Origin of the sequence: Blautia sp. MCC270, assembly GCF_018785605.1 — a bacterium.
Taxonomy (GTDB): domain Bacteria; phylum Bacillota; class Clostridia; order Lachnospirales; family Lachnospiraceae; genus Blautia_A; species Blautia_A fusiformis.
Genome location: NZ_WQQD01000023.1, coordinates 1 through 23,311 on the forward strand (window position 1 = coordinate 1; position 23,311 = coordinate 23,311).

At 42.4% G+C, this 23,311-nt stretch carries 17 protein-coding genes; all 17 read left to right on the forward strand.

The window, feature by feature from the left end:
• On the forward strand, positions 1-573 hold a 573-nt coding region (locus tag GPK58_RS07515), incomplete at its 5' end, for an ArdC family protein (RefSeq protein ID WP_215638443.1).
• 345 nt (positions 574-918) lie between these two features.
• Positions 919-1,128, forward strand: coding sequence for a hypothetical protein (locus tag GPK58_RS07520; protein ID WP_215638444.1), 210 nt, complete (start codon positions 919-921; stop codon positions 1,126-1,128).
• An 883-nt stretch (positions 1,129-2,011) separates the two neighbouring features.
• A complete protein-coding gene (locus GPK58_RS07525; RefSeq protein ID WP_330627221.1) occupies positions 2,012-2,371 on the forward strand; it encodes a BRO-N domain-containing protein in 360 nt (119 codons plus the stop codon).
• A 986-nt stretch (positions 2,372-3,357) separates the two neighbouring features.
• The gene (locus GPK58_RS07530; RefSeq protein ID WP_215638445.1) at positions 3,358-4,350 is read left to right on the forward strand and encodes a hypothetical protein; all 993 of its coding nucleotides are present in this window, start codon (positions 3,358-3,360) and stop codon (positions 4,348-4,350) included.
• 313 nt (positions 4,351-4,663) lie between these two features.
• Positions 4,664-4,819 carry a hypothetical protein gene (locus GPK58_RS07535; RefSeq protein ID WP_215638446.1) on the forward strand — a complete coding sequence of 52 codons (156 nt, stop codon included), beginning with the start codon at positions 4,664-4,666 and terminating at the stop codon, positions 4,817-4,819.
• A 23-nt stretch (positions 4,820-4,842) separates the two neighbouring features.
• Positions 4,843-5,124, forward strand: a complete 282-nt coding sequence (locus tag GPK58_RS07540) for a hypothetical protein (RefSeq protein ID WP_215638447.1) — start codon at positions 4,843-4,845, stop codon at positions 5,122-5,124.
• 23 nt (positions 5,125-5,147) lie between these two features.
• A complete protein-coding gene (locus GPK58_RS07545) occupies positions 5,148-6,320 on the forward strand; it encodes a hypothetical protein (protein WP_215638448.1) in 1,173 nt (390 codons plus the stop codon).
• Between the two features lie 45 nt (positions 6,321-6,365).
• On the forward strand, positions 6,366-6,752 hold the full coding sequence (locus GPK58_RS07550; RefSeq protein ID WP_118608297.1) for a hypothetical protein: 387 nt from the start codon (positions 6,366-6,368) through the stop codon (positions 6,750-6,752).
• 87 nt (positions 6,753-6,839) lie between these two features.
• Positions 6,840-7,142, forward strand: coding sequence for a hypothetical protein (locus tag GPK58_RS07555; RefSeq protein WP_215638449.1), 303 nt, complete (start codon positions 6,840-6,842; stop codon positions 7,140-7,142).
• A gap of 107 nt (positions 7,143-7,249) precedes the next feature.
• The gene (locus GPK58_RS07560) at positions 7,250-16,576 is read left to right on the forward strand and encodes a phage tail tape measure protein (protein ID WP_215638450.1); all 9,327 of its coding nucleotides are present in this window, start codon (positions 7,250-7,252) and stop codon (positions 16,574-16,576) included.
• Positions 16,577-16,656: 80 nt separating this feature from the next.
• Positions 16,657-17,388: an HNH endonuclease signature motif containing protein gene (locus tag GPK58_RS07565; protein ID WP_215638451.1), complete on the forward strand. Its 732-nt coding sequence runs from the start codon at positions 16,657-16,659 to the stop codon at positions 17,386-17,388.
• Positions 17,389-17,586: 198 nt separating this feature from the next.
• On the forward strand, positions 17,587-18,837 hold the full coding sequence (locus tag GPK58_RS07570) for a tyrosine-type recombinase/integrase (protein ID WP_252195781.1): 1,251 nt from the start codon (positions 17,587-17,589) through the stop codon (positions 18,835-18,837).
• A 222-nt stretch (positions 18,838-19,059) separates the two neighbouring features.
• Positions 19,060-20,727, forward strand: a complete 1,668-nt coding sequence (locus GPK58_RS07575; protein WP_015525883.1) for a glutamine--tRNA ligase/YqeY domain fusion protein — start codon at positions 19,060-19,062, stop codon at positions 20,725-20,727.
• 189 nt (positions 20,728-20,916) lie between these two features.
• The gene (locus tag GPK58_RS07580) at positions 20,917-21,522 is read left to right on the forward strand and encodes a Maf family protein (protein WP_022426223.1); all 606 of its coding nucleotides are present in this window, start codon (positions 20,917-20,919) and stop codon (positions 21,520-21,522) included.
• Positions 21,523-21,530: 8 nt separating this feature from the next.
• Positions 21,531-22,196 (forward strand): HAD family hydrolase, encoded by a 666-nt coding sequence (locus GPK58_RS07585; protein ID WP_044961208.1) that lies wholly within the window; start codon positions 21,531-21,533, stop codon positions 22,194-22,196.
• Entirely contained in the window at positions 22,189-22,992 is an 804-nt protein-coding gene (locus GPK58_RS07590; RefSeq protein WP_021650974.1) for a Cof-type HAD-IIB family hydrolase, read from the forward strand. The genes GPK58_RS07585 and GPK58_RS07590 overlap by 8 nt, the downstream gene beginning before the upstream one ends.
• A 1-nt stretch (position 22,993) precedes the next feature.
• Positions 22,994-23,251, forward strand: a complete 258-nt coding sequence (locus GPK58_RS07595) for a hypothetical protein (RefSeq protein WP_015525887.1) — start codon at positions 22,994-22,996, stop codon at positions 23,249-23,251.
• Positions 23,252-23,311 lie beyond the last annotated feature (60 nt).

The following is a 23,311-nucleotide window of genomic DNA, read 5'->3' on the forward strand; positions in this document are numbered from 1 at the left end:
ACAGACAAAGACACCGGAGAAAAAGAGATCAGGAAGATCCCAATGCTGAGATATTACAACGTATTTCATATTTCACAGGTTGAAGGTGTTGAGCCACTAGCGAAACCTTTTGAAGATGTGAAACCGATCGAAGAAGCGGACAGAATAATAACTGATTATGTGAAAAGAGAAAACATTGATTTCGAAGAGTGTGCAAGCAATCAGGCATATTACAGCCCGTCATTTGACAGAGTTGTGGTTCCAATGAAACAGCAGTACAAGAACATCAACGAATATTACAGCACAACATTTCATGAGCTGACACACAGCACCGGACACAAGAACAGATTAAACAGATTACAGACCGGAGCAGTTGCAGCTTTCGGATCAGAGACTTACAGCAAGGAAGAGTTGGTTGCAGAGATCGGAAGCGCATCCCTTATGAATATGTTAGGAATTGAAACGCCTAAGACATTCCGTAACAGTGCAGCATATATTCAGAGTTGGTTGAAGGTTCTCAGGAACGACAACAAGTTTATAGTATCAGCAAGCAGCAAGGCAGAAAAAGCAGTTAATTACATAACGGCAGAGTAATAGAAACAGGAGGGTCAGCAGTGATCCTCCTTTTTTAGTTCGTTGTATTCCGTTTGGTTGTGTCTGGCTGCGTTCCTGATCTCTGGTGTGGTTTGTGTTCCGGTTTGGTTTTGGATCGGCAGCAGGTTACACTTCCAGACTGAGAAAAGCATAAGGCTTGTAAGATGTTTCTATTCACTGTTAAGAATATAACGAAGTTGGCAAAGTTGACAACAAACCACAGGAGCCACAGAAAGCACAGGGATAGTATGAGGAATACAGGCCACAAGATCACAGGGATCAGAGCTATAGAGAAGGTCACAAGCTTATATCTAAAAGAGCATAGCATATAAGGATTAAAGAGCTTTGAGAGGATCAGAGAGAACAGAGAAGCCAACAGACAGCAGGAGAAGCAAAGGAAGAAGAAAAACCAGAGAGCTACAGCAGACAGCAGACCGGAACCAGATACAAACATTGTTTGTAGCAGGTACAGAGAGCTTGCAGCAGATCACACACAGGCCACCGGAACAGGCAGCAGGAGAGCCAACGGAACAGGTCACCAGATCACAGGTGTAGCAGATCAGACGTACCTCACAGTTAAGGACTTTATGAGAGATGATAGAGCAGGAACGGACGTTACCGGATGCAGTCGAACAAGTACAGGCCGGATGATCTCAGAGCCATTACAGTTCGATATACTCATCATAGAGCAGCACTATAGACGCAATACAGAACAGCAGGAAAACAAGTGCTTTTCCGGTACAGGATCAGGTAGCAGGTACAGAGATCACAGCATAGAAGGAAGAGTAAGAAAAGGCTTGTTTATCAGTGTTTAGGGCTACAGTTGCAGGAAATACAGTGCTTTTACAGGGGGACGGACTGAAGGACAGAAACGCTTTATTCTATAGCTATGGGACTGCCTGAGATGATTTTATCAGGAAAGATCAGAGAGAAGCAAGAGAACCGGAACCGGATCAGACGGAACCAGATCAGCAGGAGGGGGAGAGGGGCAGCAGGTGACAGGGGTGCTTTCAACTTAGAAAGGGCTTGTTATTTCTGGTATTGCCCGGATGTGGTATGTTTTTATACTGACCTGAAAAATAAAGCTGAAAGCATACAGAAGCCGAAAGGGTGTCCACTGAATGGACTCCCCTTTCCATAATGTGAGCGGGGTGAACGAAAAAGGATGCAAGAAATGTTTGCAACCTTTAAAACCGATCATACCAGTATTATGGACGGTTGTATGTACCCGCCTACGATAAAGGCGTGTAGCATAATTGGTAAATCTGTTCGGAATAATCTTCCAACAGGCTTTACTGGGACTTTGTTGGAAGTTGCCCCCAACATTCTTAGGGGGTACGTGTGAAATAACAATCATAAAGTTATAGATAGGTTCGGAATAATCTTCCGATCCCTCCACTATAAAAAGTCAAAGTAAATAATACTTACGCTGAAGCGTATCCGTGTATTTGGTACACCGGAAGATCCGCTGTTCCTGGCCAGAGACGTTGCAGAGTGGATTGATTACAGTAAAAGACCGGACGGAAGTTATAGGATGGACAAAATGCTTCAATCTGTAGAAAGTGAAGAGAAATTTAAATATTTTGTACCCGCTCAAAATATGAGCGGGTGCCTCCGCCCCAATACAGAATACTGGTTCCTTACCGAAGATGGCCTTTACGAAGTTCTCATGCAGTCCCGGAAACCAAAGGCTAAGGAGTTCAAGAAAGAAGTCAAGAAGATCCTGAAGAGTATCCGGAAAACTGGCGGATATATTGTGGGAAACCGTCCCGGGGGCACTTCCAACTTTACAGAATGATTACATTATATAGGAAGAAACTAGATTCAAAAAAACGAGCAGAAAAATTTTGAGAGTGCAGCAGTGTTTTCTGATCTGTAAATAAGTGCTGCCCTGTGAGTGTCCTATAGTCCTGTAAGCCGGGTTCTCTGTCAGACGATAACTTCTCCGCCGGATCAGTTAGGATGGATTACAGAGCTATCAGGTGAGCTACAGTCCACAGATCGGGGTAAGCAAATGTGCCGGGTAAGTAGAGTATCAGGAGCAGGTTGGAGAGTGATCTGATTCAGGAAAGGCGTAGCAGTTAGAGTAATAGCGTTACTCGGTCCGTCAAAATTCCACTGTGACCGGAGAAAGAGCCTGACATGGACTGGAATTTATGTGGCTGGTACTGGCGCATCAACATATCGTGACCGTTAGAAAGCAGAGAAGTTTCTTATATAAAAGGCTGAGATTGAATTTTTCAGTGACTTTATGATCGGATTGAACTATAGGCTTCTAAGGCACGTATTCGATTAGAAACAGATCAGAGGTGCTGTATGGATACTTGTTCGGAGAAGTGTACAGAGTGCCCTGTACGGGCTGCCAGATGCTCTGAAGGCCACTGTGACGGGTAAGGTTGGGACGTTGCGGAGGGTGAGTTGGGAGTGGGTGTCAGGGAAGCTGGGGTGGATGTTATGGACGTATTCTTTTGAAAAAATTTAAAAAAATTTTCATAGGCCTGTAACGCGCGTATATGGGGCTAGAATGGATTTTAAGGTTTAGACGGATAACTTCCCATTGAGAAGATTACAATGGATTTTTGTATCAAAAAGATAAAGAAAAGTCCTTAAAACATGGGTGAAAAATTGCTTGGGTAAGTGTATAGCAAAAGGTTAAAAAGACAGTTATTACAGTGATAAAAAAACCACTTTCTGACTATTGACAAATTTGCATATAAATGTTAGCATGACTTACACAACACAACAAGAACAAATGTTTGTAAAAATATATGGAGGAATGAGAAAATGAAAGAGATGGATGAATTTCAGCAGTTTGCAGAAGAACTTGAAGATGAAGAGTTTATGGATGATCTGGAAGAGTATGATGAAGATATTGAGGATGAAGAAGATACAGAGTTAAAAATCTCTGATCTTACCGAAGAAGAATTGCAGGCTTTACAACTTTTACAAGAGCTGGCAAGCGTTTCAGAGAAATTATGGAATGCTCACATAGCAAAGTTATTGGAGTACAACAAAACTCATGAAGTAAAGATGAAAGAAGAAACTGTAACAATAGAAGATGGAGAAACGTATATAGTATATTCAGCATATCTTCCAGACGAAAAGGAAGAAGATGGAATCTGGGTTCCGCTTGGAGCTATTCCGGTAGAAGCTGAAAACGTAAAAAGCAGACGAGGGCCACGAAGCTTGGCAAAGCCTACATTCTGGAAGTATATTAAGAAACCTGCAAATGCTGAGGCAAGAAAACGCTTGGAAGAACAAATTGATCCGAAGTTAATATGTCCAATGAATGCCGTAGTGAGTGTCTTTGATGAAATGGAAGAAAGATCAAGCAAAAAAAGGACTAAGACAATACCGATAGAAGAGTTTTTTGCTCCCGTTAAAGGTCGGGCGGAATCTCGTCATACTCAGAAAATTAGAGAATATGCTGAACGGTTGAATGCCATTATCACAAGAAATCGCATTGAGCAAGCAAAGAATCCTTACAAAAAAAGCAAAGATACTTATGTTCTTCTTGTCGAAGAGATAAAAGAAATTCAAAAAGATATGAAGAAATCTATTAGAAAAATGAATCAAAAAACTATGAGCCAGTCAATAAAGTTGGCAATGGGATGTGGGGAAAGAGTTACACCGGAAGTAAAAAAGACATACAGCAGAGTCGGAACACATATTTTAAAGCTTCTTTACGATTATGATAAGGATTTATTCTTGTCATGCTTTAAGAAATTAGATGATGGGAAGGAGGACATGACGGGGACGGATGCTGATGGCAGGTAGTGCAGTCACCGGAAGCTCGCAAAAAGCGCGTAGGTCAGTTGCAAAAATCGTCAAGAAACACTGATAAAATAAGGCTTTTTCGATGGTGCATTAATGAATGCTATATGAGAGGAAAACTTTTTCACTTTGACATAAGAAAATAGGACTATAATACACTGCTACAATGACGTAAACTCGTCTTTTTATGAGGAAAAGTGGAATTGTTGAATCTTACTATCGTGTTAATCGGATAGAAGAAAAATTTATATTTATCAAGATTCGAAGTGTCCTGTTGTTCCGGGCACTTCATTTAGTTTAAGGAGGAATGAGGACAATGTCAGAAAGAAAACATGTAATTCTAAAAGTATCACCGGAGTTCCACAAGGAGCTGAAGATTTTTGTGGCACTGAAGGGAACTACGATGCAGGATTATCTGTTCGATCTGGTAAAAGCAGATATGAACAAAAGTGTCAAAACTACGCAGGAATAATCAGAAAGCAGAGGTAAGAAGTAATGAAAAATCAGAGAGAACAGAAGATTAGATGCACAGCAATTAAGAGCAAAAGAATTGCCTGTAAGCTTAGAAAAGAAGGATTCCCGATTAAATCCGTGGAACCAGACAGGGATAACCCGGAACGAGATGTCTATGTCTTTGAGATGACACTGGGATTTCAGGACGCACTGGACAAGATTCTGGAAAAAAGATACGAGAATAAAGAAAAATGGCAGCAGAGAAAAGCAAACCGGGAGATGGAACAGAAAAAAACGATTCATGAAAAAAATAATAAGGAATAAAAGAAAGTTGGAGGATACAGGCCATGAGCGATTATATTTATGTAGAAGAGAAACTGATTGATAAGTTGGAAAAAGTTGGAGTTACCAACGGTAAGGTTATTATGCTGTACGCAAAGATACAGGCATTGGCAGAGGAAAGAGGTTATACAACGGCTGGTGCCCCATATTTTTGCAGGATATTGAACATAACAGACCGACAGACCAGAAGATATCTGAGTGAGTTGGAGAGTGCAGGATGTATTACAAGGTTTGAAAAGAGAAATGGAGCACATACGGAAGCAAGACTGATATATCCGAAACTTTTTGTCACGGAAGAGGATGAATATGACCTAGGACAAGATTGTCCAGAGCGGACAGAAATGACCAATGACCTAGGACAAAAATTGTCAGACCCCGGACAGAAATGTCCAAAACCTAGGACAGAAATGTCCAAAACCCCGGACAAGAATGTCCAAAACCTAGGTCAAAAATGTCACCCAGTAATAGTAAGTAATAGTAAGTATCATAATAGTACTAGAGGTACCGCTGGCGCTCAGAGGGACGCTTCGCTTGTAGAGGTCGCTGACGCTCCGGACGCTTCGCTTGATATGGTCGCTAACGCTCCTGGTAACTCCGCTAACGCTGCGCGCTTGCGCTTGCCTGTTGCACCAGAATGGCCAGCAGAATGGATTGAAAAAGATATACGGAAATTGGATCTTAGATTTGATGGAAGGATACCTGATAATGAGATGCTGGGTATTATTGCTCGTACTTATAGACAGCATATTAATAATGATGAACTTGACTACAAAGAAATTTTTATAGAAATGGTTAAGGAGTTTACAGGTGGCATTTATAATTGTAATAAGGATGAGGTTAAAAAAGTTTGTGCTTATATCTGTGGGGTTCCCGAGAATACTTTTGTTCCTAGGGTTGATCCCAAGCCAGATGATCTTTCTTCAGATACAGATATTGTAGATTCTGGATCGGTTAGTCCTGATCTGATTGATTCTGGATTGACTGATCCTTCTACAGATATGGTTTCTACAGATATTACAGATCCTGATTCAGTTATTGATCCTGTGTCGGATTCTTCTGCTGATCCGGGTCCTTCAGATATTACAACTTCTTCAGATACGAAGGATTCAGATACGATTGTACCTATTAATCAGGATAATATAGATATTTCTGGTTCTAATCCGGGTGATGCAGCATAATGGATCAGGTTTTTGTTTTTACATATGATTGGAGGTATTGCCACTATGGGTAACACATTTACATCTTGGAGTGGTTTGGTTTTGGCACTTCAACAGGAGGTTGCGGAAGCTACAGCAGAAGTAATTGACGCTTCTATGGATGATTTATTTATGAATACAGATCAGTTTTACAGTTCTTCAGAAGGAAGATATACACGTACCGGGACATTGCGTATGTCTCCTGAGAGTGAGTTTTCTGGCGGAGGTTCTGTATCTTCCGGGGAGATCCGGCTGAATACCGGGCACAGATATTCTCCTTCTGGAAGAGATACACAGACTATTTATAACTATGCTGAGGATGGAGGGCTGCTTGGTAATGGAGGATTCTGGTCACGGACGATGAATCAGGTTCCACGGCATATACAGGAATCTTTCGGTAGCAGGTTTTCCTGATTTTGGGACTGAGAACTGATTTTTTTTACATAGATTTTAACTGATAATTTTACAGATTTTATATAAGAATATAAGGAGAATACGATTATGACAAACAAATTAATGGATATGGATAAAATTGCAGACAAATACTTTGATCTTGAGATGGCTACCGATGAAATTTTTATGGATATGTTGAACCGTTGGGATGGCTTTACAGAGACTGACCGTAAGCTTGTATGTAAGGTTCTTGCGGAACAGATCAACGAGTATGCTTTATATAAGATTCTGGATGGACTGAGTTACGATCTGGATGTTGCAGATATGGAAAAAGATCTGGAAGAACAGGAACACTACGAGAGGAAAGAAGATATAAAGAGATGTGTTTGCAACCTGATTGATCTGATATAAAAATTCTTGATTAATCACGATTGGATTATAATGATTATTAATAATGAATTTAAACTTGAGGGACTGTCCGCGGTGGCAGTCCTTCTTATTATATAAGGAGTAAGATAATGGCTGATGATTTTAGAGCGAAAGTAACCGCTGAGTTAGATACGGCGGAAGCAGAGAGTAAGCTGAACGCTTTTCTGAACGAGAAGCGAAAGCTGAAGATTGATGTGGAAGTGAATCAGGATTCTGCAAAGAAGATGGCTTCCAGTATAGAAAAAGGTATAAAAGATACGAAGATTGATACATCCGGCATCTCTAAGCAGCTTGCCGGATCTTTTAATATTACGGACAAAAATGTAATCAGTAAGCTGCAATCCCAGATGGACAAGATGATATCCAGTTTGGGAAAGACATGGAATGGTAAGGAATTTGATTTTGGGAAAGCATCAGGCTTTTATTCCGGTATGGACAGCATGGTAAACACGGTCATGAAAAACGCAAAGATCGTGGAGGGTGCTACCGGAAGCTATGATGCCTTTTTTAATTACTTCAAAGATAAGAAGATTTATGTTTCTGATGAACTGAAGAAAGCCATGGGTGAAGATACCTACAAGGAACTGCTTCAGAATAACATCGGCAAGATTGTCCGGGACGCTTCAAAAGGAATATCCATAGATTCCCTGTGGGGAGAAATGCGTGATCTTTTCCCGGAACATTTTTCAGATAACATTACTAATCAGGTGGATCAGATCGTCCATGCGTTTGATGTATTGCATCAGGCAAGGGCGGATGTGGGACAGGTAACAACAGCCCAGAACATGACTGCGGAACAGCTTACAGGGATCTCAGACAGTGCAGCGGAGCAGGTTGTAGCGATTGCAGCAAAGCTGAAGGAGAGCCTACAGAGTAACATTATGGGTGCATCCGAAGCAGCTAAGACGACCATTGACCTTGATGTAAATGTAAACACAGATAAGATTTCTTCAGATATCCGGTCAGCAGTAGAAAATGCAGGAAATCAGGCTGAAGGTGCTCTAAAAGTAAACATGGAAGTCAATGAGGAACAGCTGGTTTCCAAGATCCGGGAAGCATTAAGCAGTCTTGCAACCGGAGAAGAGCCTGTAAAAGTCAATCTTCAGGTGAATAAGGAATCCTTGCAGGAGGATCTGAACCTTGCACTGAATGAAATGGATCTTCCGGTACACTTCAAGATTGATACGGAAGAAATAGAGAGCCAGATCCGGGCAGCAGTAGAAAGTATTCAGGATATGGAGATTGATCTTCGTGTGAACACCAGAGATATCCAGAATGACGTTGATACAGCAGTAAACGGAGCAACCGAAACACCGGAGATCCATGTGCCTGAAGTAGACAGCTCTGGTTTGGCACAGATGCAGCAAGCTTTGAATGGTGTAAATGCAGCAGGAATCCGGGGCCAGAGCGTGTTTCAGTCTTTAGGTGGAAGCTTCCGGGAAGCGTTTTCTGCATACAGTCTGGCAAACATGATGCAGGATGGACTGTATAAGATCGTAGATGCAGGAAAAAAAGCAGTTTCTACCGTAAAAGAGTTTGATGATCTGAAAACCAACCTTGCCATGGTAACAGGAAAAGACAAGACTTATACGGAAGATCTGATGCAGAGCTACAACGAACTGGGTCAGGAGATCGGAAGTATTACATCAGATGTTGCGGAATCTGCAAATACATGGCTGAGACAGGGACGTTCCATGGCAGATACCAACCAGCTTATCAAAGATTCCATGGTTTTGTCTAAGGATGCACAGATGAGTTCAGAAGATGCAGCACAGGTTTTGACTTCTACACTGAATGGATTTAAGCTTGGTGCGGATCAGGCCAGCAGGATCAATGATATCCTGACCAGCATTGACTTAAAGAGTGCTTCGGATGCAGGTGGAATCGGTACTTCCTTACAGAAAGTTGCATCACAGGCGAATAATGTTGGTATGAGTTTGGAGAAAACAGCTGCCATTATTGCTACGATCAAGGATGTAACACAGGGCAGTGATGAAACCATCGGTACTTCTTTAAAGAGTATTTTGTCCCGAATGAACAATATCAAAGCAGGAAAATTCGTGGATGATAACGGGGAAGCACTGAATGATGTGGAGAAAGTTCTGAATAAGATCGGTATTACCATGAGGGATAACAACGATCAGTTTCTTGATTCGGAAACAATCATTGATTCTGTGGCAGATAAATGGGACACTTTAAATAAGAATACACAGAAAGCGGTTAGTACAGCTCTCGGCGGAACCCATCAGGCCAACAGTGTGATTGCCATGCTGGATAACTATGATAAGGTAAAAATGCTGACAGAAACCGCTTATAATTCAGAAGGAACCGCAGAGAAGAAGTTTCAGGACAATTATTTAAACTCTCTGGAAGCCAAGACCAATGCCCTGAAAGCATCTCTGGAAAATCTGTCTACTTCTCTGGTATCAGATAACATGTATTCGGGATTTCTGGATGGGGCAAAAGCAATGGCGGACTTTGCAGCAAATACAGATATCTTACAGGCATCTCTGGCCGGACTTGCATCTGCTGGCGGTGTATACGCATTTCAACAGCTGATAAATCTGTTCCGGGAGTTTTCCAACATGGGACAGGCTATGGATATCAGCCGAATGACAGAGATTTCTACAGATTCTTTTGAACAGCTGTTAGGACTGACACAGGGACTAAGCGAATCTCAGACCCGGATGGTACTGTCCAGTACGGCTTTAACAGAAGCACAGAGGGCAGCAGTCCTTGTAAATCAGGGAATGAGTGAAGCAGAAGCGCAGGCTGCCGTTGCTGCAATGGGACTGACCACTGCCAATGAAGCTGCTGCTGCCAGTACCTTTACATTATCCGGTGCTATGGAGGGAATGCTTGCAACATTGATGGCAAATCCTCTGATTCTGGTTGCAGCAGGTGTTACCGCAGCAGTTACGGCCTACAGTGCTTATAAAAGATCCATTGAGGAAGCAGTAAGCTCTGCGAAAAGTGCAGGAAATACATGGGAAGAGAACACGACTTCCATACAGGATAATATCAGCAGGATTCAGGAATTAAGGACAGCCCTTGCATCCGGTACACTGACAGAGCAGGAAGCAGCGGACGCAAAGAGCGAGCTGTTATCCATACAGGAATCTTTATCCGAATCCTACGGAAATCAGGTCAGTGGGCTTGATCTGATAAACGGATCTCTTACAGAGCAGATCGCATTACTGGATCAGGTGAACGAAAAACAGTCTCAAAGCTTCTTGAATGAAAATAAAAAGGGTATTGACAAAGCCCAGAAAGAGATGGAGAAAAACCGTCATACATATTTGGGTCGGTTCTATGATAACGGATCAGAGGAATCGGAAGCAATCAAGAAATCCATTAAGAAGCTTCAGGAAACCTATGGAGAAGATGTATTTAAGCTGGACAGTGCAGACGGAATCACGATGGATATTCAGTTTAATGCGGATGCTTCTACGGCAAAAGACGCTTTGAATGATTTCATGACTGAGGTTTCCGGTATTGAGGATCAGTTTGGTGAAACGGATGTAACCGATCAGCTTGCTAACAATGCAGCATCCGGTCTGACAAAAGCGAAAGATGTACTCAGCAAGTATCAGGATATTTATAAACAGGCACAGGAAGCAGAGCTGATATCCGATGATAAGCTGTATAAATCCGGTGATACGGAACAGAAAGCTTCCAAGTGGATCTCTGATTATGCAAAAGCAGTTGAGAACTATAACAATGCGATTGCCGATGGAGATAACAGCAAGATCTCAGAAGCATCCCAGAAATTCTCAGAACTGGATAGCACAGTAAACGGTCTGGTGAAAAATACAGGCATGTCCGCTTATGCAGATCAGGTAAAAGAAGTCCGGGACGAGCTGAATGATACAGCCATTGCCAATGATAAGTTTACCAAGGCTGTGAACGGTACGGACACAAGTAAGTTTGGAAAGTCTGTCTCAGATAATGCAAAAGCACTGAAGGAATGGAATCTTTCAGATACCGATTTCCGATATGCTTTTGAGACAGAGGGGATACAGAAGGGTGAGGATCAGATCAATACTCTGGTACAGGCTGCCTTAGATGCAGGTGTTATTAGTGATACTTCTGCATCCAGTGTGGCGAATCTTGCCAGTATGCTTGCAGAGTTGGGTGTAATCTCTTCCAGTACCGGATCTTCTCTGGATGAAGCAGTGGATTCCATTGGGGATATTAGTGAAAGGATCGACAAAGCCAGTGCTGCATTAACCGGAATCCAGAAAGCAGAATCTGTTCTGGATGCACAAAGTACAGGAAAATCTATCTCTCTGGATGATTTCAACTCAGACGAGCTTGCAGATTATACTTCCGCTCTGGAATATAATAACGGAGCTTTACAGCTGAACGCAGAAAAAGTACGTGAGTTACAGAAAGCCAAGGCAGAGGAACAAATCCAGACCAACAACAGCCAGAAAGCAGAAAAACAGAATCAGTACATGCAGAACATTGCACAGATCGAACAGCTTCAGGATCAGTTAAGAGGATTAACCGATGCAAAAGGTGAGGAAGCACAGGCAATCCAGTCCAGTATTGATGCTCTTTTATCGGATAATGACGCTATTGTAAATCAGTGCAATCAGCTGGATCTGCTCTCTGCATCTCTCAGGGAAGCAACTGGGGCTTACCAGAACTGGCTTGACAAACAGAACGCTTCGGAATCGGGTGATATGTTCGATGATGCCATGGGAGCTATGGAAAAGATCGACAACGTAACCAAAAACAGTGATTCTGAGGATTACGGAAGGATTGGAACAAACTCTTATAAGGCAGCGGTGGACTTTATTGTTCCTGATACCGTGGACAGTCAGGACGCAGAAGCCGTTTCTTCTTATATGAGTTCCATTGAACATTACTTTAATCATGACGAGGACGGCAACCGGATCGGTCTTGATGTGCAGGAGTTCTGTGCAAAAGCTACCAAGGCTGGACTGATGGAACTGGATGAAGCTAGTGGCGAATATAAAGTTGCAGGCCAGAAAACCATGGAGGATTTTGCGGAGGGATTGAATCTTTCTATGCCAATGGTTCAATCCATGTTTGGTGAGATGGAAGAGTTCGGCGGAGAATTTGACTGGGCGGATGAAGCTACAAAGACGTTAGGTGATATGGCAGTTGCAGCCGGGGAAGCCAAGGGACGGATCGAGGAAATGTCTGGTGATACCGACATGAATATCCAGATTGATGTTTCCGACATTGAGAACACGGAGGATAAAGTCAAGACACTGGACAATACGATCGCTCAGATGCAGAATTACAAGACTACTCTGGATGTAGATTCCTCTCAGGTGGATGATGCCAACGCAGTGATTCAGTATTGTGTTACACAGAAACAGATGCTGGAAGCTCCTGCTGTTATGTCGGTAGATACTTCTCAGGTGGATGGGGAGCTTGGAAATGCGTTATCTTTATTACAGCAGTTTCAGGAAGCTCAGAACAGTGTAGAGCTACAGGCTTCAGTTGGTGCAGATACTTCAGAAGCACAAGGCAAAGTGGACAGTCTGGTTGGTGAGATTCAGGGATTAAGTCCTGAGATTAAAGCAACACTGGGGATTGATACCACATCCGCAGATACGATTACAGCATCTTTACAGGCATTAAGTCCTGAAATTATGGTAAAAGCTGGTGTGGATCCTTCCGCCGTAGATGCTTATGCAGCAGAAGAAAAGCAATCTTCTGGTAAAGTGACATGGGATAATGAAACCGGGGCTGTAGATGCGTTTGCAGCACAGGTACACCGTTCTTCTGGTCTTGTATCATGGGGAAACGAAACATCCAGAGTAAAGACACATTTCACAGCTACTGGAACCGTAAACTGGACAAATACAACACCACCAACAAAAGGTGCAGGTGGCGCAAATGGAACAGCTCATGCCCGTGGAACCGCTCATGCAGCAGGATCAGCACAATACAATCACCTCTCAGGCCATGCACAGGCAAGTGGTAACTGGGCTACGAAAACAGGTGGAACTACTCTGGTAGGTGAGCTGGGACGTGAGATTGTAGTCAATCCTGCAACTGGTACATGGAATACCGTAGGTGATAACGGAGCAGAGTTTGTAAATATCCCGGCAGGAAGCATTGTATTCAATCATCTTCAGACGGAAGCTTTATTGGATCGTGGATTTATAAACAGCAGAGGTCTGGCACAGGCAAGCGGATCGGCTATGGTCAGAGGTGGAATCCCTGTAAAACAGGCCAGTATTGCATCGAAGCATACGACTTACAGTGGTTCAAAATCACCTTCAAATACGGATAAAGCAGTTGCACAGGCTGCAAAAGACAGTTCCAGTGCAGCAAAAAGTGTTACGGATGCAGCAGAAAAAGTGGAATCATGGGAAGATCCATGGAAAAATGCAGTGGATTGGTTTGAACGGTTTACGACAAAATATAACAATTCCATAGATCTGAACGAAGCAAAAGCAGAAAATTATTCCAGCTATGAAAACAAAAACAAGTATCTGGATAAAGAGATTGCGGATCTTTCCAAGCTGAAGGGTGGATACCAACAGGCACAGGGATACTATAAATATCAGGCGGAAGCTTATGCAGATATGATCGGACTTTCACAGGATCTCAGAAAGAAGGTTCAGGGCGGAGAAATTAACATTGACCTTTTGGATGAAGATACGAAATCCAAGGTGGAAGCTTATCAGAAATGGTATGATAAGATTCATGAATGTGAATCTGAGCTGGAAAAACTGAAGAAGAAAGAGAAGGAAGTAGATCAGCAGAAGCTGGATAACATTACCGACCGTTTTGATGATCTGAAAAAAGTGTATTCCACAAGCAGCTCTGTGATCGAAAGCAGACTGAAGTACCGGGAAGAGAACGGGGAATCACAGGCTCCCGGCAGTAAATACTACAAGGATGTAAACAGCCAGAGAAAGGCGCAGGAAGCTCAGGCAGCACTTCTGGAAAAAGAAATGGTGGCATACCGGGCACAGATGGAGAAAATCCGTAAGAAATACGGGGAAGGACATGAACTTTATAAAAAGGCTCTGGCTGGATACAATGATCTCCGGGATGAACTATATAATTGTAAGCAGTCTGCAAAAGAGCTTTCCAATACCATGTATGAGCTGAAAGAAAAAGCTGCGGAATATAAAACTGCAATGTATCAGGGCAGATCCGACAATCTCTCTTCGTTCCGGGATTATAAAGAAGCTACCAATTACAAGGGCAGCAAGTATGGAAAACTGACAGTAAATGATTATGCTCAGGCTGCGAAAACCAATGACCAGACCATTTTGGCATTGCAGAACCAGAAAAAGATTGCTATGGCAAAGCTGAAAACACTCTCTTATGGTTCACCGGAATATAATGATAAGCTGGACGAGATCAATGGATATACACAGAAGATCCTTGATCTGGGTAAAGCCAATGCAGAACTGAAGAAATCAGCCGTGGAGATCCGGTTCAAACCGTTTGATGATACCATTGATTCTCTGGATGAACTGATTGACGATTGCGACACCTTAAAAGATATGCTGAATTCAGATACTTTCTTCTCAGATGCTGGTGAACTGACTAAGCAGGGAGCTGCGAACATTGCTCTTATCAATAAGGGACTGAACGCAGAACAGCAGAAAATTGCAGACTACCGGGCACAGCTGGAGAATGTACAGCAAGAATATAATGCAGGAAATCTTACCAAGGAACAGCTGAAGGAATACCAGAAACAGTATAAAGATAGAATCAAAGAATCTTCTCAGGCAATTTACAGCTACAATCAGGAAATGCTGAAAATGTACGAGGATCAGGTTTCAAAAGAGAACGATCTTCTGAAAGAGAACGTTGATATACGGCAGAAAGCGAAAGATGCTAAGGAAGATTACTATCAGTTTGACAAGACTATCAAGAACAAGAATAAAGATATCAATGCAATCAAAGCGCAGATCGCAGCTCTGGAAGGAACCACAAACGCTGCTGCCAAGGCCAAGCTGGAACAGTTAAAGGCGGATCTTGCAGAAAAAGAGGAAGATCTGGAAGATACCAAACACGATCATGAAATTGATCTGATATCCAAGGGCTATGATAACCTTACCGATCAGGCCGACAAAGCACTGGACAGTACCTTAAATGCAGTGAAATCCAACTCTCAGATGCAAACCGCTGTTATTGACGAGATGCTAAAAACCACAAAGCAGAAATATAAGGATGCTTATGCAGAGATCAACCAGATCATTGCAGACACAGGTTTAAAAGTTTCGGATCAGTTCAAGAGTAACATCAAGGATTCAAACCTGAAGAATGAACAGACGGATAAGAAGAAAGCTGACAAAGCAGTAACAGGAATCAAAGACACAAAGGTTTCTGGCTCTACAGGGACCGGAAGTACATCTGCGGACAAGGTAATACGAAATGCTGCCACAGATGCACAGGATAAAACCCTGAAGAAACTTTCATTAAGTCCGAAATCTGTTGTTGTGAACGTGGGAAAGACAGCAACGGTAAAGGTAAGCTTCAGCCCGGCAAGCGCAGTCAATAAGAATTTTAACTGTACGGCATCTGCAAAAGGAATCGTGAAAATCACACAGGCAGCAGACAGTATTACCCTGAAGGGATTAAAGACCGGGAAAACAGTAATCAAAGTTCAGGGAGCTGGCGGATATTGTAAGGCGGTAAGCTTAAATGTGTCTGTACTGAAGGATGCAACGAAAAACTCCAAGATCGTGAACAGTACAGCCAAGAGTAAGAAATATACTCTTACCACAGAAGAGAAAAACCGTGTCCTGAACATGTCAACCGGACAGAACGCCAATACCGTAAAGGCGAACACCAAGAAAGAAGCAGAGCTGAAGAAATGGTATAAAGCATTGCCATCTTATACAGGCGGTGACGCAGAAATCGAGAAGATCAAAGATCCGCTTGTGAAGCACTTTGCAAAGAAGGGTAAGAAAGCCAGCAACGCAAACATTATAAAGGCAGCTTCGATTTTGGGCTATAAGGACGCAAAGAATGTAAGCAAGTGGGACACCAAAAAGAAAAATGCAATGGTAAAGAAACTTCAGAGTTATGGCTTTGCCAATGGAGGAATTGTTCGTAATCTAATTCCGGCAAGTATGGGAACGCTTCTGGGAGATGCGATCATGAGAAATGGTGATACGGGATTCATTGGAGCCAAACCGGGAGAAACGGTGCTTACCCAGGATTTCACAAAGCTTCTGAAGCCAACAACAGCGACCATGCAGGAGTTTACAGAGGTTATGCAGAAAGCAGGAACTCCAAGCGTAAAAGAAACACCAGTCAGACAGGAAGTTACCATGAATAATGATTATCAGTTCGTGATAAATGGTGTGGATGTAAATGATATGTCGGAGCTAAAGAAGGTTATCCGTGGGGAACTTGATAAACACGACAAAGAACTTGCAAAAGAATTTAAGAAATTCAGATAAAGATAGAAACACGAGGGCATCTGTATCAGCTACAGGTGCTCTTATTTTATGAGTAAAAGGATAAAAAGGAGTAAATGAAAATGAGAAAATACAAAAAATATACCAGAGAAGAATACAGCAAAAAATTTGATGATCTGATGGAGAATACATTTAATTATGTTATGCAGGAAGGAGAGCAGATCGTTCAGTGCAAGGAGCCATACCCGGCATACTGGTTTATGTCTAATAAAGGTTATTTGTTCTCTGCATATGGCAGTAAGATCAAAGTAGTGAAATCAAACCACAGGTATACAGGGACAAAGAATAAAGATGGCAGTCGGACGGGACAGGACTGGTATTATGAGTACAAAGTTGCAGGACAGAAGCACAATAAGCACGTTACCATGTATCGGGTAATGAGCGACTGTTTCTGTGAAAATGAGTTTGGTTCTGAAGATAATGAGATCCACCACATCAGAAAAAAGAACCAGTATAAGCCAAGTGAAGGAAAAGAGTGCAACCGTGCGGAGAATTTGCAACTGCTGCCCCGGGAGATCCATAAAAATCTGACATATTATGCAAGCAAACCGGACGCAGAGCATAACAAAGAGCTGGAAGAGAAGATAAAAAATGCAGACTGTCCATCCTTTCAGTTTCCACAGGAACAGTTTCAGGACTTGTTAATGGCAGCTTTATATGATTGTAATGTAAGTGGAGGAAAAGCGATCATGTATACGACAACAATAACAGACAATGTGGAGGATATAGAAGCAGAAGCGCATGTTTTGGACGTAGGAAAGATACTGAAACAGAACCTGGAAGAATGCGAATAATTATATACGAAGGAAGAACAAAACAGATGTGAAGAGCATCCCCGGAACGTGACAGGATGGCAGCAGCGGCGGAAGTAGCGGCAACAGTGAGAAGAAAACTCTAGCTGGACCGGCTGTAAGAATATGTCATGTAAGAGCTGGGATGCTCTTTTTTTGGTGGAACAAAACAGTGAATAATTGGAATACAAGGAGAAAAAAATGGGTAATATGGTTGAAAATATGACACCTGAGATGGCGATGGGAATGTTGAAATACATCCAGAATAATGATATTATTGACTTGTCATATGTGCAAGAGATGAAAGAAATGGCTGAAAGAGATAAATACTTACAGCAGCACCCGTACAAAATCTGGCAAGGAAAGGACGGAAAGTGGAGAACATATCTTCCAGACAAAACGAAGGCTAATGGCCGAAAACTGATAAAGAGAACATCTGAAGAAGATATCAAGAAAGAAGTTGCTAAATATTACAGAAAAGAAGCAGAAAATCCAACAATTCAGGAAGTGTTTGAAGAGTGGAACGACAGGCGATTACAGCTGGGAAAAATTGCTGCTCCAACGCATCAGAGGAATTGTCAGATATATGAGCGGCATTATGAAAAACTGGGAAAAAGAAGAATAAGATATGTTGCACCGGATGAATTTAGTGATTTTCTTGAGATTCAAATAGCAGAACATAATCTTACAGCAAAAGCCTTTTCTAATTTGAAAACAATAACAAGAGGATTTCTGAAACGGGCGAAAAAAAGAAAACTTATTGATTGGAGTCCGGAAGAGATGCTTCAAGATTTAGATACCTCAGATTCTATCTTTAAGAGAACAATAAAGGAAGATGATGAAGCGGTATTCAATGAAGATGAATTGCCACGGTATATAGAATGCTTAGAGGATAGACTAGACGTGGTTAATCTAGGAATCTTGTTGATGTTTCTCACGGGGATCAGAGTTGGTGAGTTGGTTACTTTAAAATTTTCAGATTTTGATAACAATACTATTAAAATTAGACGTACAGAAACAAGAGTGTTTATCGAAAAAGGTAAATATGATTATCGGGTAAAAGAATTTCCAAAATCACAGGCTGGTGTTAGAACAGTGATTGTTCCGGAAGATTATATATGGGTTGTTCAAAAACTTAAAAGATGTAATCCAACACAGGAGTATGTTTTTGTAAATGAAAAAGGTAAACGAATGACGACAAATGTAATACGGCGGAGAATGGAACGAACATGTAAGCAAATACATATTAAGCCGAAGTCACCACATAAGGCGAGAAGAACTTTTGCCAGTATTCTTCTTGACAACAACGTGGATGAAAGAATGGTTATTGATCTGATGGGACATACAGATATTAAATGTACAGAGGGATATTACCATAAAAATAGGCGTTCTATAGATCGAAAAAAAGAAATTCTTAGCAACATACCAGATTTCAAAATAATAAGTGTATGAATTTTTTACAAAAAAGGTAATCAAAGGTAATCATAAGTGAAACCCGCAAAAGCGCATGAATAAAGGAAAATAGCATGTTACACACGGGTTCGATTCCCGTCAGCAGCTTTTTTTGTGTCTAAAAACAGACAATTTTTTGTTTAGATACAGGTTTTGCGGGTTTCAAAAACTCCGGATTTATGATAAGATAAAACATCAGGATGATATTTAGGAGGGAAAGCAATGGAGAACGAAACAGTTTCCAAAAACTTTATTGAAAATATTATAGACAAAGATCTTGAAGAAGGCGTTTATGACACCGTGCATACACGTTTCCCACCGGAACCTAACGGCTATCTTCATATCGGACATGCGAAATCCATTCTTTTAAATTATGGACTGGCTCAGAAATACAACGGAAAATTCAATCTCCGTTTTGATGATACCAACCCTACAAAGGAGAAATCCGAATTTGTAGAGTCCATCAAGGCTGACGTGAAATGGCTTGGTGCAGACTGGGAAGACAGACTTTTCTTTGCATCTGATTATTTTGATCAGATGTATGAGGCAGCAGTGAAGCTTATTAAGAAAGGCAAGGCCTTTGTCTGCGACCTGACTGCAGACCAGATTCGTGAGTACCGAGGAACTCTTACAGAGCCAGGTAAAGAGAGCCCGTACAGAAACCGTACTGTAGAAGAGAATCTTCAGCTTTTTGAAGAGATGCGTGAGGGCAAATACGGAGATGGCGAGAAGGTTCTCCGCGCCAAGATCGATATGGCATCACCGAATATGAACATGCGTGACCCGGTCATTTACCGTGTAGCCCGCATGACACATCACAATACAGGAGATAAATGGTGCATCTATCCGATGTACGACTTCGCTCATCCGATCGAGGATGCCATTGAGGGTGTGACACATTCTATCTGTACTCTGGAGTTTGAGGACCACAGACCGCTTTATGACTGGGTGGTAAAGGAACTGGAATATCCGCACCCACCGAAGCAGATCGAGTTTGCAAAGCTGTACCTGACCAACGTTGTTACAGGTAAACGTTATATCAAGAAGCTTGTTGAGGACGGCATCGTAGATGGATGGGATGATCCGAGACTAGTATCCATCGCCGCACTTCGCCGCCGTGGATTTACACCGGAGTCTATCCGTAAATTTGTAGAACTCTGTGGCGTTTCAAAGGCGAACAGTTCTGTAGATTATGCAATGCTCGAGTACTGCATCCGTGAGGACCTGAAGCTGAAACGTCCGCGTATGATGGCGATCCTTGATCCGATCAAGCTCGTGATCGATAACTATCCGGAAGGACAGGTTGAGTATCTTGAAGCTCCGAATAATATGGAGAATGAGGAGCTTGGAACCAGAAAGATTCCGTTCAGTGGAGAACTTTATATTGAACGTGATGATTTTATGGCAGAGCCTCCTAAGAAATACAAACGTCTCTATATTGGAAATGAAGTTCGTCTTATGAATGCATATTTTGTAACCTGCACAGGTTATGAGGCAGATGACGACGGAACGATCCGTGTAGTCCACTGTACCTATGACCCGGAGACCAAGGGCGGAAATGCACCGGACGGACGTAAGGTAAAAGGAACGATCCACTGGGTGGAAGCATCCAATGCAGGTAAAGTTGAGGTAAGACTTTACGAGAATATCGTAGATGAAGAAAAAGGTGTTTACAATAAAGAAGATGGTTCTCTTAATGTAAATCCGAATTCTCTTACAGTAACAAGTGCTTATGTAGAGCCGGAGCTTCTGAAAGCAAAAGGTTATGACAGCTATCAGTTTGTACGTAACGGTTTCTTCTGCGCAGATATCCATGACTCCAGGGAGGGAGCACCGGTATTTAACCGCATTGTATCTCTGAAGAGCTCTTTCAAATTACCGAAAGCATAAAAACTGTCAAAAAGAATACGAAACATATGACAGCAGTACACCGTGAACAGGTATCAGGGTGTACTGCTTGTTTTGTTTTATCGTCATCAGGAATAAATGGATAAGTACAAAATGCTCCTGCAACGATTTCGGTTGCGCCCATTTACAGAAACGGTTATACTGATAACACAGGAAAGAGAGGAATTACACATGAAGAAAATCGTGCTTGCTTCCGCATCTCCCAGGAGGCGGGAACTTTTAAGCCAGGTAGGAGTCGCCTTTGAAGTGAAGCCTGCCAGCGGGGAAGAACGGATCACCAGTGCAGAGCCTGCGAAAGTGGTGGAGGAACTTTCTCGTCAGAAAGCTATGTTTACGGCATACGCGCTGGAGGAAGAGGAGAACCGAGATCTGAGAGATGTGGTTGTGATCGGTGCAGATACCGTTGTATCTTATGAGGGTAAGATTTTAGGTAAACCGGCAGATGAGACAGCTGCAATAGAGATGCTCGCTATGCTGCAGGGGAATACACATCAGGTATATACCGGTGTAACTTTGTTGATAAGAGAAAAAGGGAGATGGAAAGCTCATACCTTCCATGAGTGCACAGATGTGAGCTTTTATCCGGTGACAGAGGAAGAAATAAAGGAATATGTAAACAGCAAAGACCCAATGGACAAAGCCGGAAGCTATGGGATCCAGGGCGCCTGGGGAGCCTATGTGAAGGGAATCCGTGGTGATTATAACAACGTGGTGGGACTGCCTGTGGCAAGACTGATCTATGAGACAAAAAAACTGGGAATGAACCTGAGAGGATGAAAGACAAAATGATAAAAGCTTGTATATTTGATCTGGATGGAACAATTGCGGATACACTGGAATCTATGGCATATGTGGCGAATGAGATCATGGAAAAGTTTTCCCTGAAACCACAGCCGGCAGATAATTTTCGTTATTACAGCGGTGAAGGTGCAGATATGCTGATCAGAAGATGCCTGATCGATGCAGGAGATCCGGAGCTGGTACACTACGAAGAAGTCAGGGAACTTTATCGCAGGAAATTTGATGAAGATCCGTTGTATAAAGTTGTGCCATATAAAGATATGCCGGAAACCCTTCAGAAGCTGAAACATACAGGCCTTAAGATGGCTGTATGCTCCAATAAGCCTCATGTTGCGGCGCAGAAAGTGGTAAAGGCGATCTATGGCGATCTGTTTGATGAGGTGATGGGACAGCAGGAAGGGATCCGCAGAAAGCCGGCGCCGGATGGTCCGCTGAAGATTGCAGAAGATTTCGGCGTAAAGCCGGAAGAATGTATGTATATCGGAGATACAAAGACAGATATGCAGACAGGAAGTGCTGCCGGAATGTATACCGTTGGTGCACTATGGGGATTCCGTGACAGAGAAGAGCTTGAAAATAACGGTGCAGATATTGTAGCAGCTGTACCTGGTGATCTGTTTACTATCTATGAGGAGAAGCAGCATGATTAAGATGGTTGCCAGTGATCTGGATGGAACGCTGCTTATCGGTGGAAGACAGACGCTGCCGGAAGAGATTTTTCCGCTGGTAAAGGAACTGAAAAAAATGGGAATCCTCTTTGTGGCAGCCAGTGGCAGACAGTATGCCAATATGAGGAATCTTTTTGCGCCGGTAAAGGACGAGATGGCATTTATCAGTGAAAATGGCGGGCTTGCTGTCCAGAATGAGAAGCTTCTGTACTGCGACAGCTTTGACAAAGAACTGGTCAGAGAGATCATTCAGGCAATATGGGAAAAGCCCGGAGCGGAATTTTCCTGTTCTACAAAGGATTTTTATTATATCATGCCCAAGACAGAACATTATCGCCATCTGATGATCGAAGAAGTAAAAAATCAGTGTAAGATCATAAAGAGTTTTGATGAGATCACAGAGCCTTGTATGAAGGTTGCAGTTTATGAGAGAGAAGGAATGACGGAGGAATCCATCCGGTACTGGAGAGAACGGTTCAAAGACAGATGTACTGTTGTGACATCCGGATTTGCGTGGGTGGATTTTGTTCCATTTACCACGAACAAAGCAAAAGGGATCCGTAAATACCAGGAACTTTTGGGAATCGGACCGGATGAATGCATAGCGTTCGGGGATGAATACAATGATATTGAAATGATGAAATCTGTAAAATACAGCTTTGCCATGAAGCATGCGAAGCCAGGGGTAAAGGCGGCGGCTTTCTACGAGACAGAGAAGGTGGAACCAGTACTTCGCAGACTGATCGCGGCGGGCGGAGATATAAAGGAGGTACTTTAATATGTACAAGAAAGAATATGTCCAGACATTTCTGGAAAAACAGGGTCAGCTTTTTGATGAGCCGGTAGCAGAGGATTTTGAGGAGGCAGAGGAATTTCTAGAGGATTGCATGGCAGTTGTGCTGGATTCCCTGAAGGATGTTAAAAAATATCTGGATGGAATGGGCGCAGATGTGGAGGGGATTTCCCTGAAGGAGCTGGAAGAAGAAAGTGAAGTATTCAAACTCCCGGACGGAAAATATATGATCGTAGAAGGCTGACGGAAAGCAGGGATTACACCTCTGAAAATTAAATATGATAAACTTGCATCAGCAAAAAGA

Coding starts and splice junctions, on each gene's coding strand:
- GPK58_RS07530 (WP_215638445.1), top strand. CDS start 3,358: ATGAAAGAGATGGATGAATTTCAGCAGTTTGCAGAAGAACTTGAAGAT.
- GPK58_RS07535 (WP_215638446.1), top strand. CDS start 4,664: ATGTCAGAAAGAAAACATGTAATTCTAAAAGTATCACCGGAGTTCCAC.
- GPK58_RS07540 (WP_215638447.1), top strand. CDS start 4,843: ATGAAAAATCAGAGAGAACAGAAGATTAGATGCACAGCAATTAAGAGC.
- GPK58_RS07545 (WP_215638448.1), top strand. CDS start 5,148: ATGAGCGATTATATTTATGTAGAAGAGAAACTGATTGATAAGTTGGAA.
- GPK58_RS07550 (WP_118608297.1), top strand. CDS start 6,366: ATGGGTAACACATTTACATCTTGGAGTGGTTTGGTTTTGGCACTTCAA.
- GPK58_RS07555 (WP_215638449.1), top strand. CDS start 6,840: ATGACAAACAAATTAATGGATATGGATAAAATTGCAGACAAATACTTT.
- GPK58_RS07560 (WP_215638450.1), top strand. CDS start 7,250: ATGGCTGATGATTTTAGAGCGAAAGTAACCGCTGAGTTAGATACGGCG.
- GPK58_RS07565 (WP_215638451.1), top strand. CDS start 16,657: ATGAGAAAATACAAAAAATATACCAGAGAAGAATACAGCAAAAAATTT.
- GPK58_RS07570 (WP_252195781.1), top strand. CDS start 17,587: ATGGGTAATATGGTTGAAAATATGACACCTGAGATGGCGATGGGAATG.
- GPK58_RS07575 (WP_015525883.1), top strand. CDS start 19,060: ATGGAGAACGAAACAGTTTCCAAAAACTTTATTGAAAATATTATAGAC.
- GPK58_RS07580 (WP_022426223.1), top strand. CDS start 20,917: ATGAAGAAAATCGTGCTTGCTTCCGCATCTCCCAGGAGGCGGGAACTT.
- GPK58_RS07585 (WP_044961208.1), top strand. CDS start 21,531: ATGATAAAAGCTTGTATATTTGATCTGGATGGAACAATTGCGGATACA.
- GPK58_RS07590 (WP_021650974.1), top strand. CDS start 22,189: ATGATTAAGATGGTTGCCAGTGATCTGGATGGAACGCTGCTTATCGGT.
- GPK58_RS07595 (WP_015525887.1), top strand. CDS start 22,994: ATGTACAAGAAAGAATATGTCCAGACATTTCTGGAAAAACAGGGTCAG.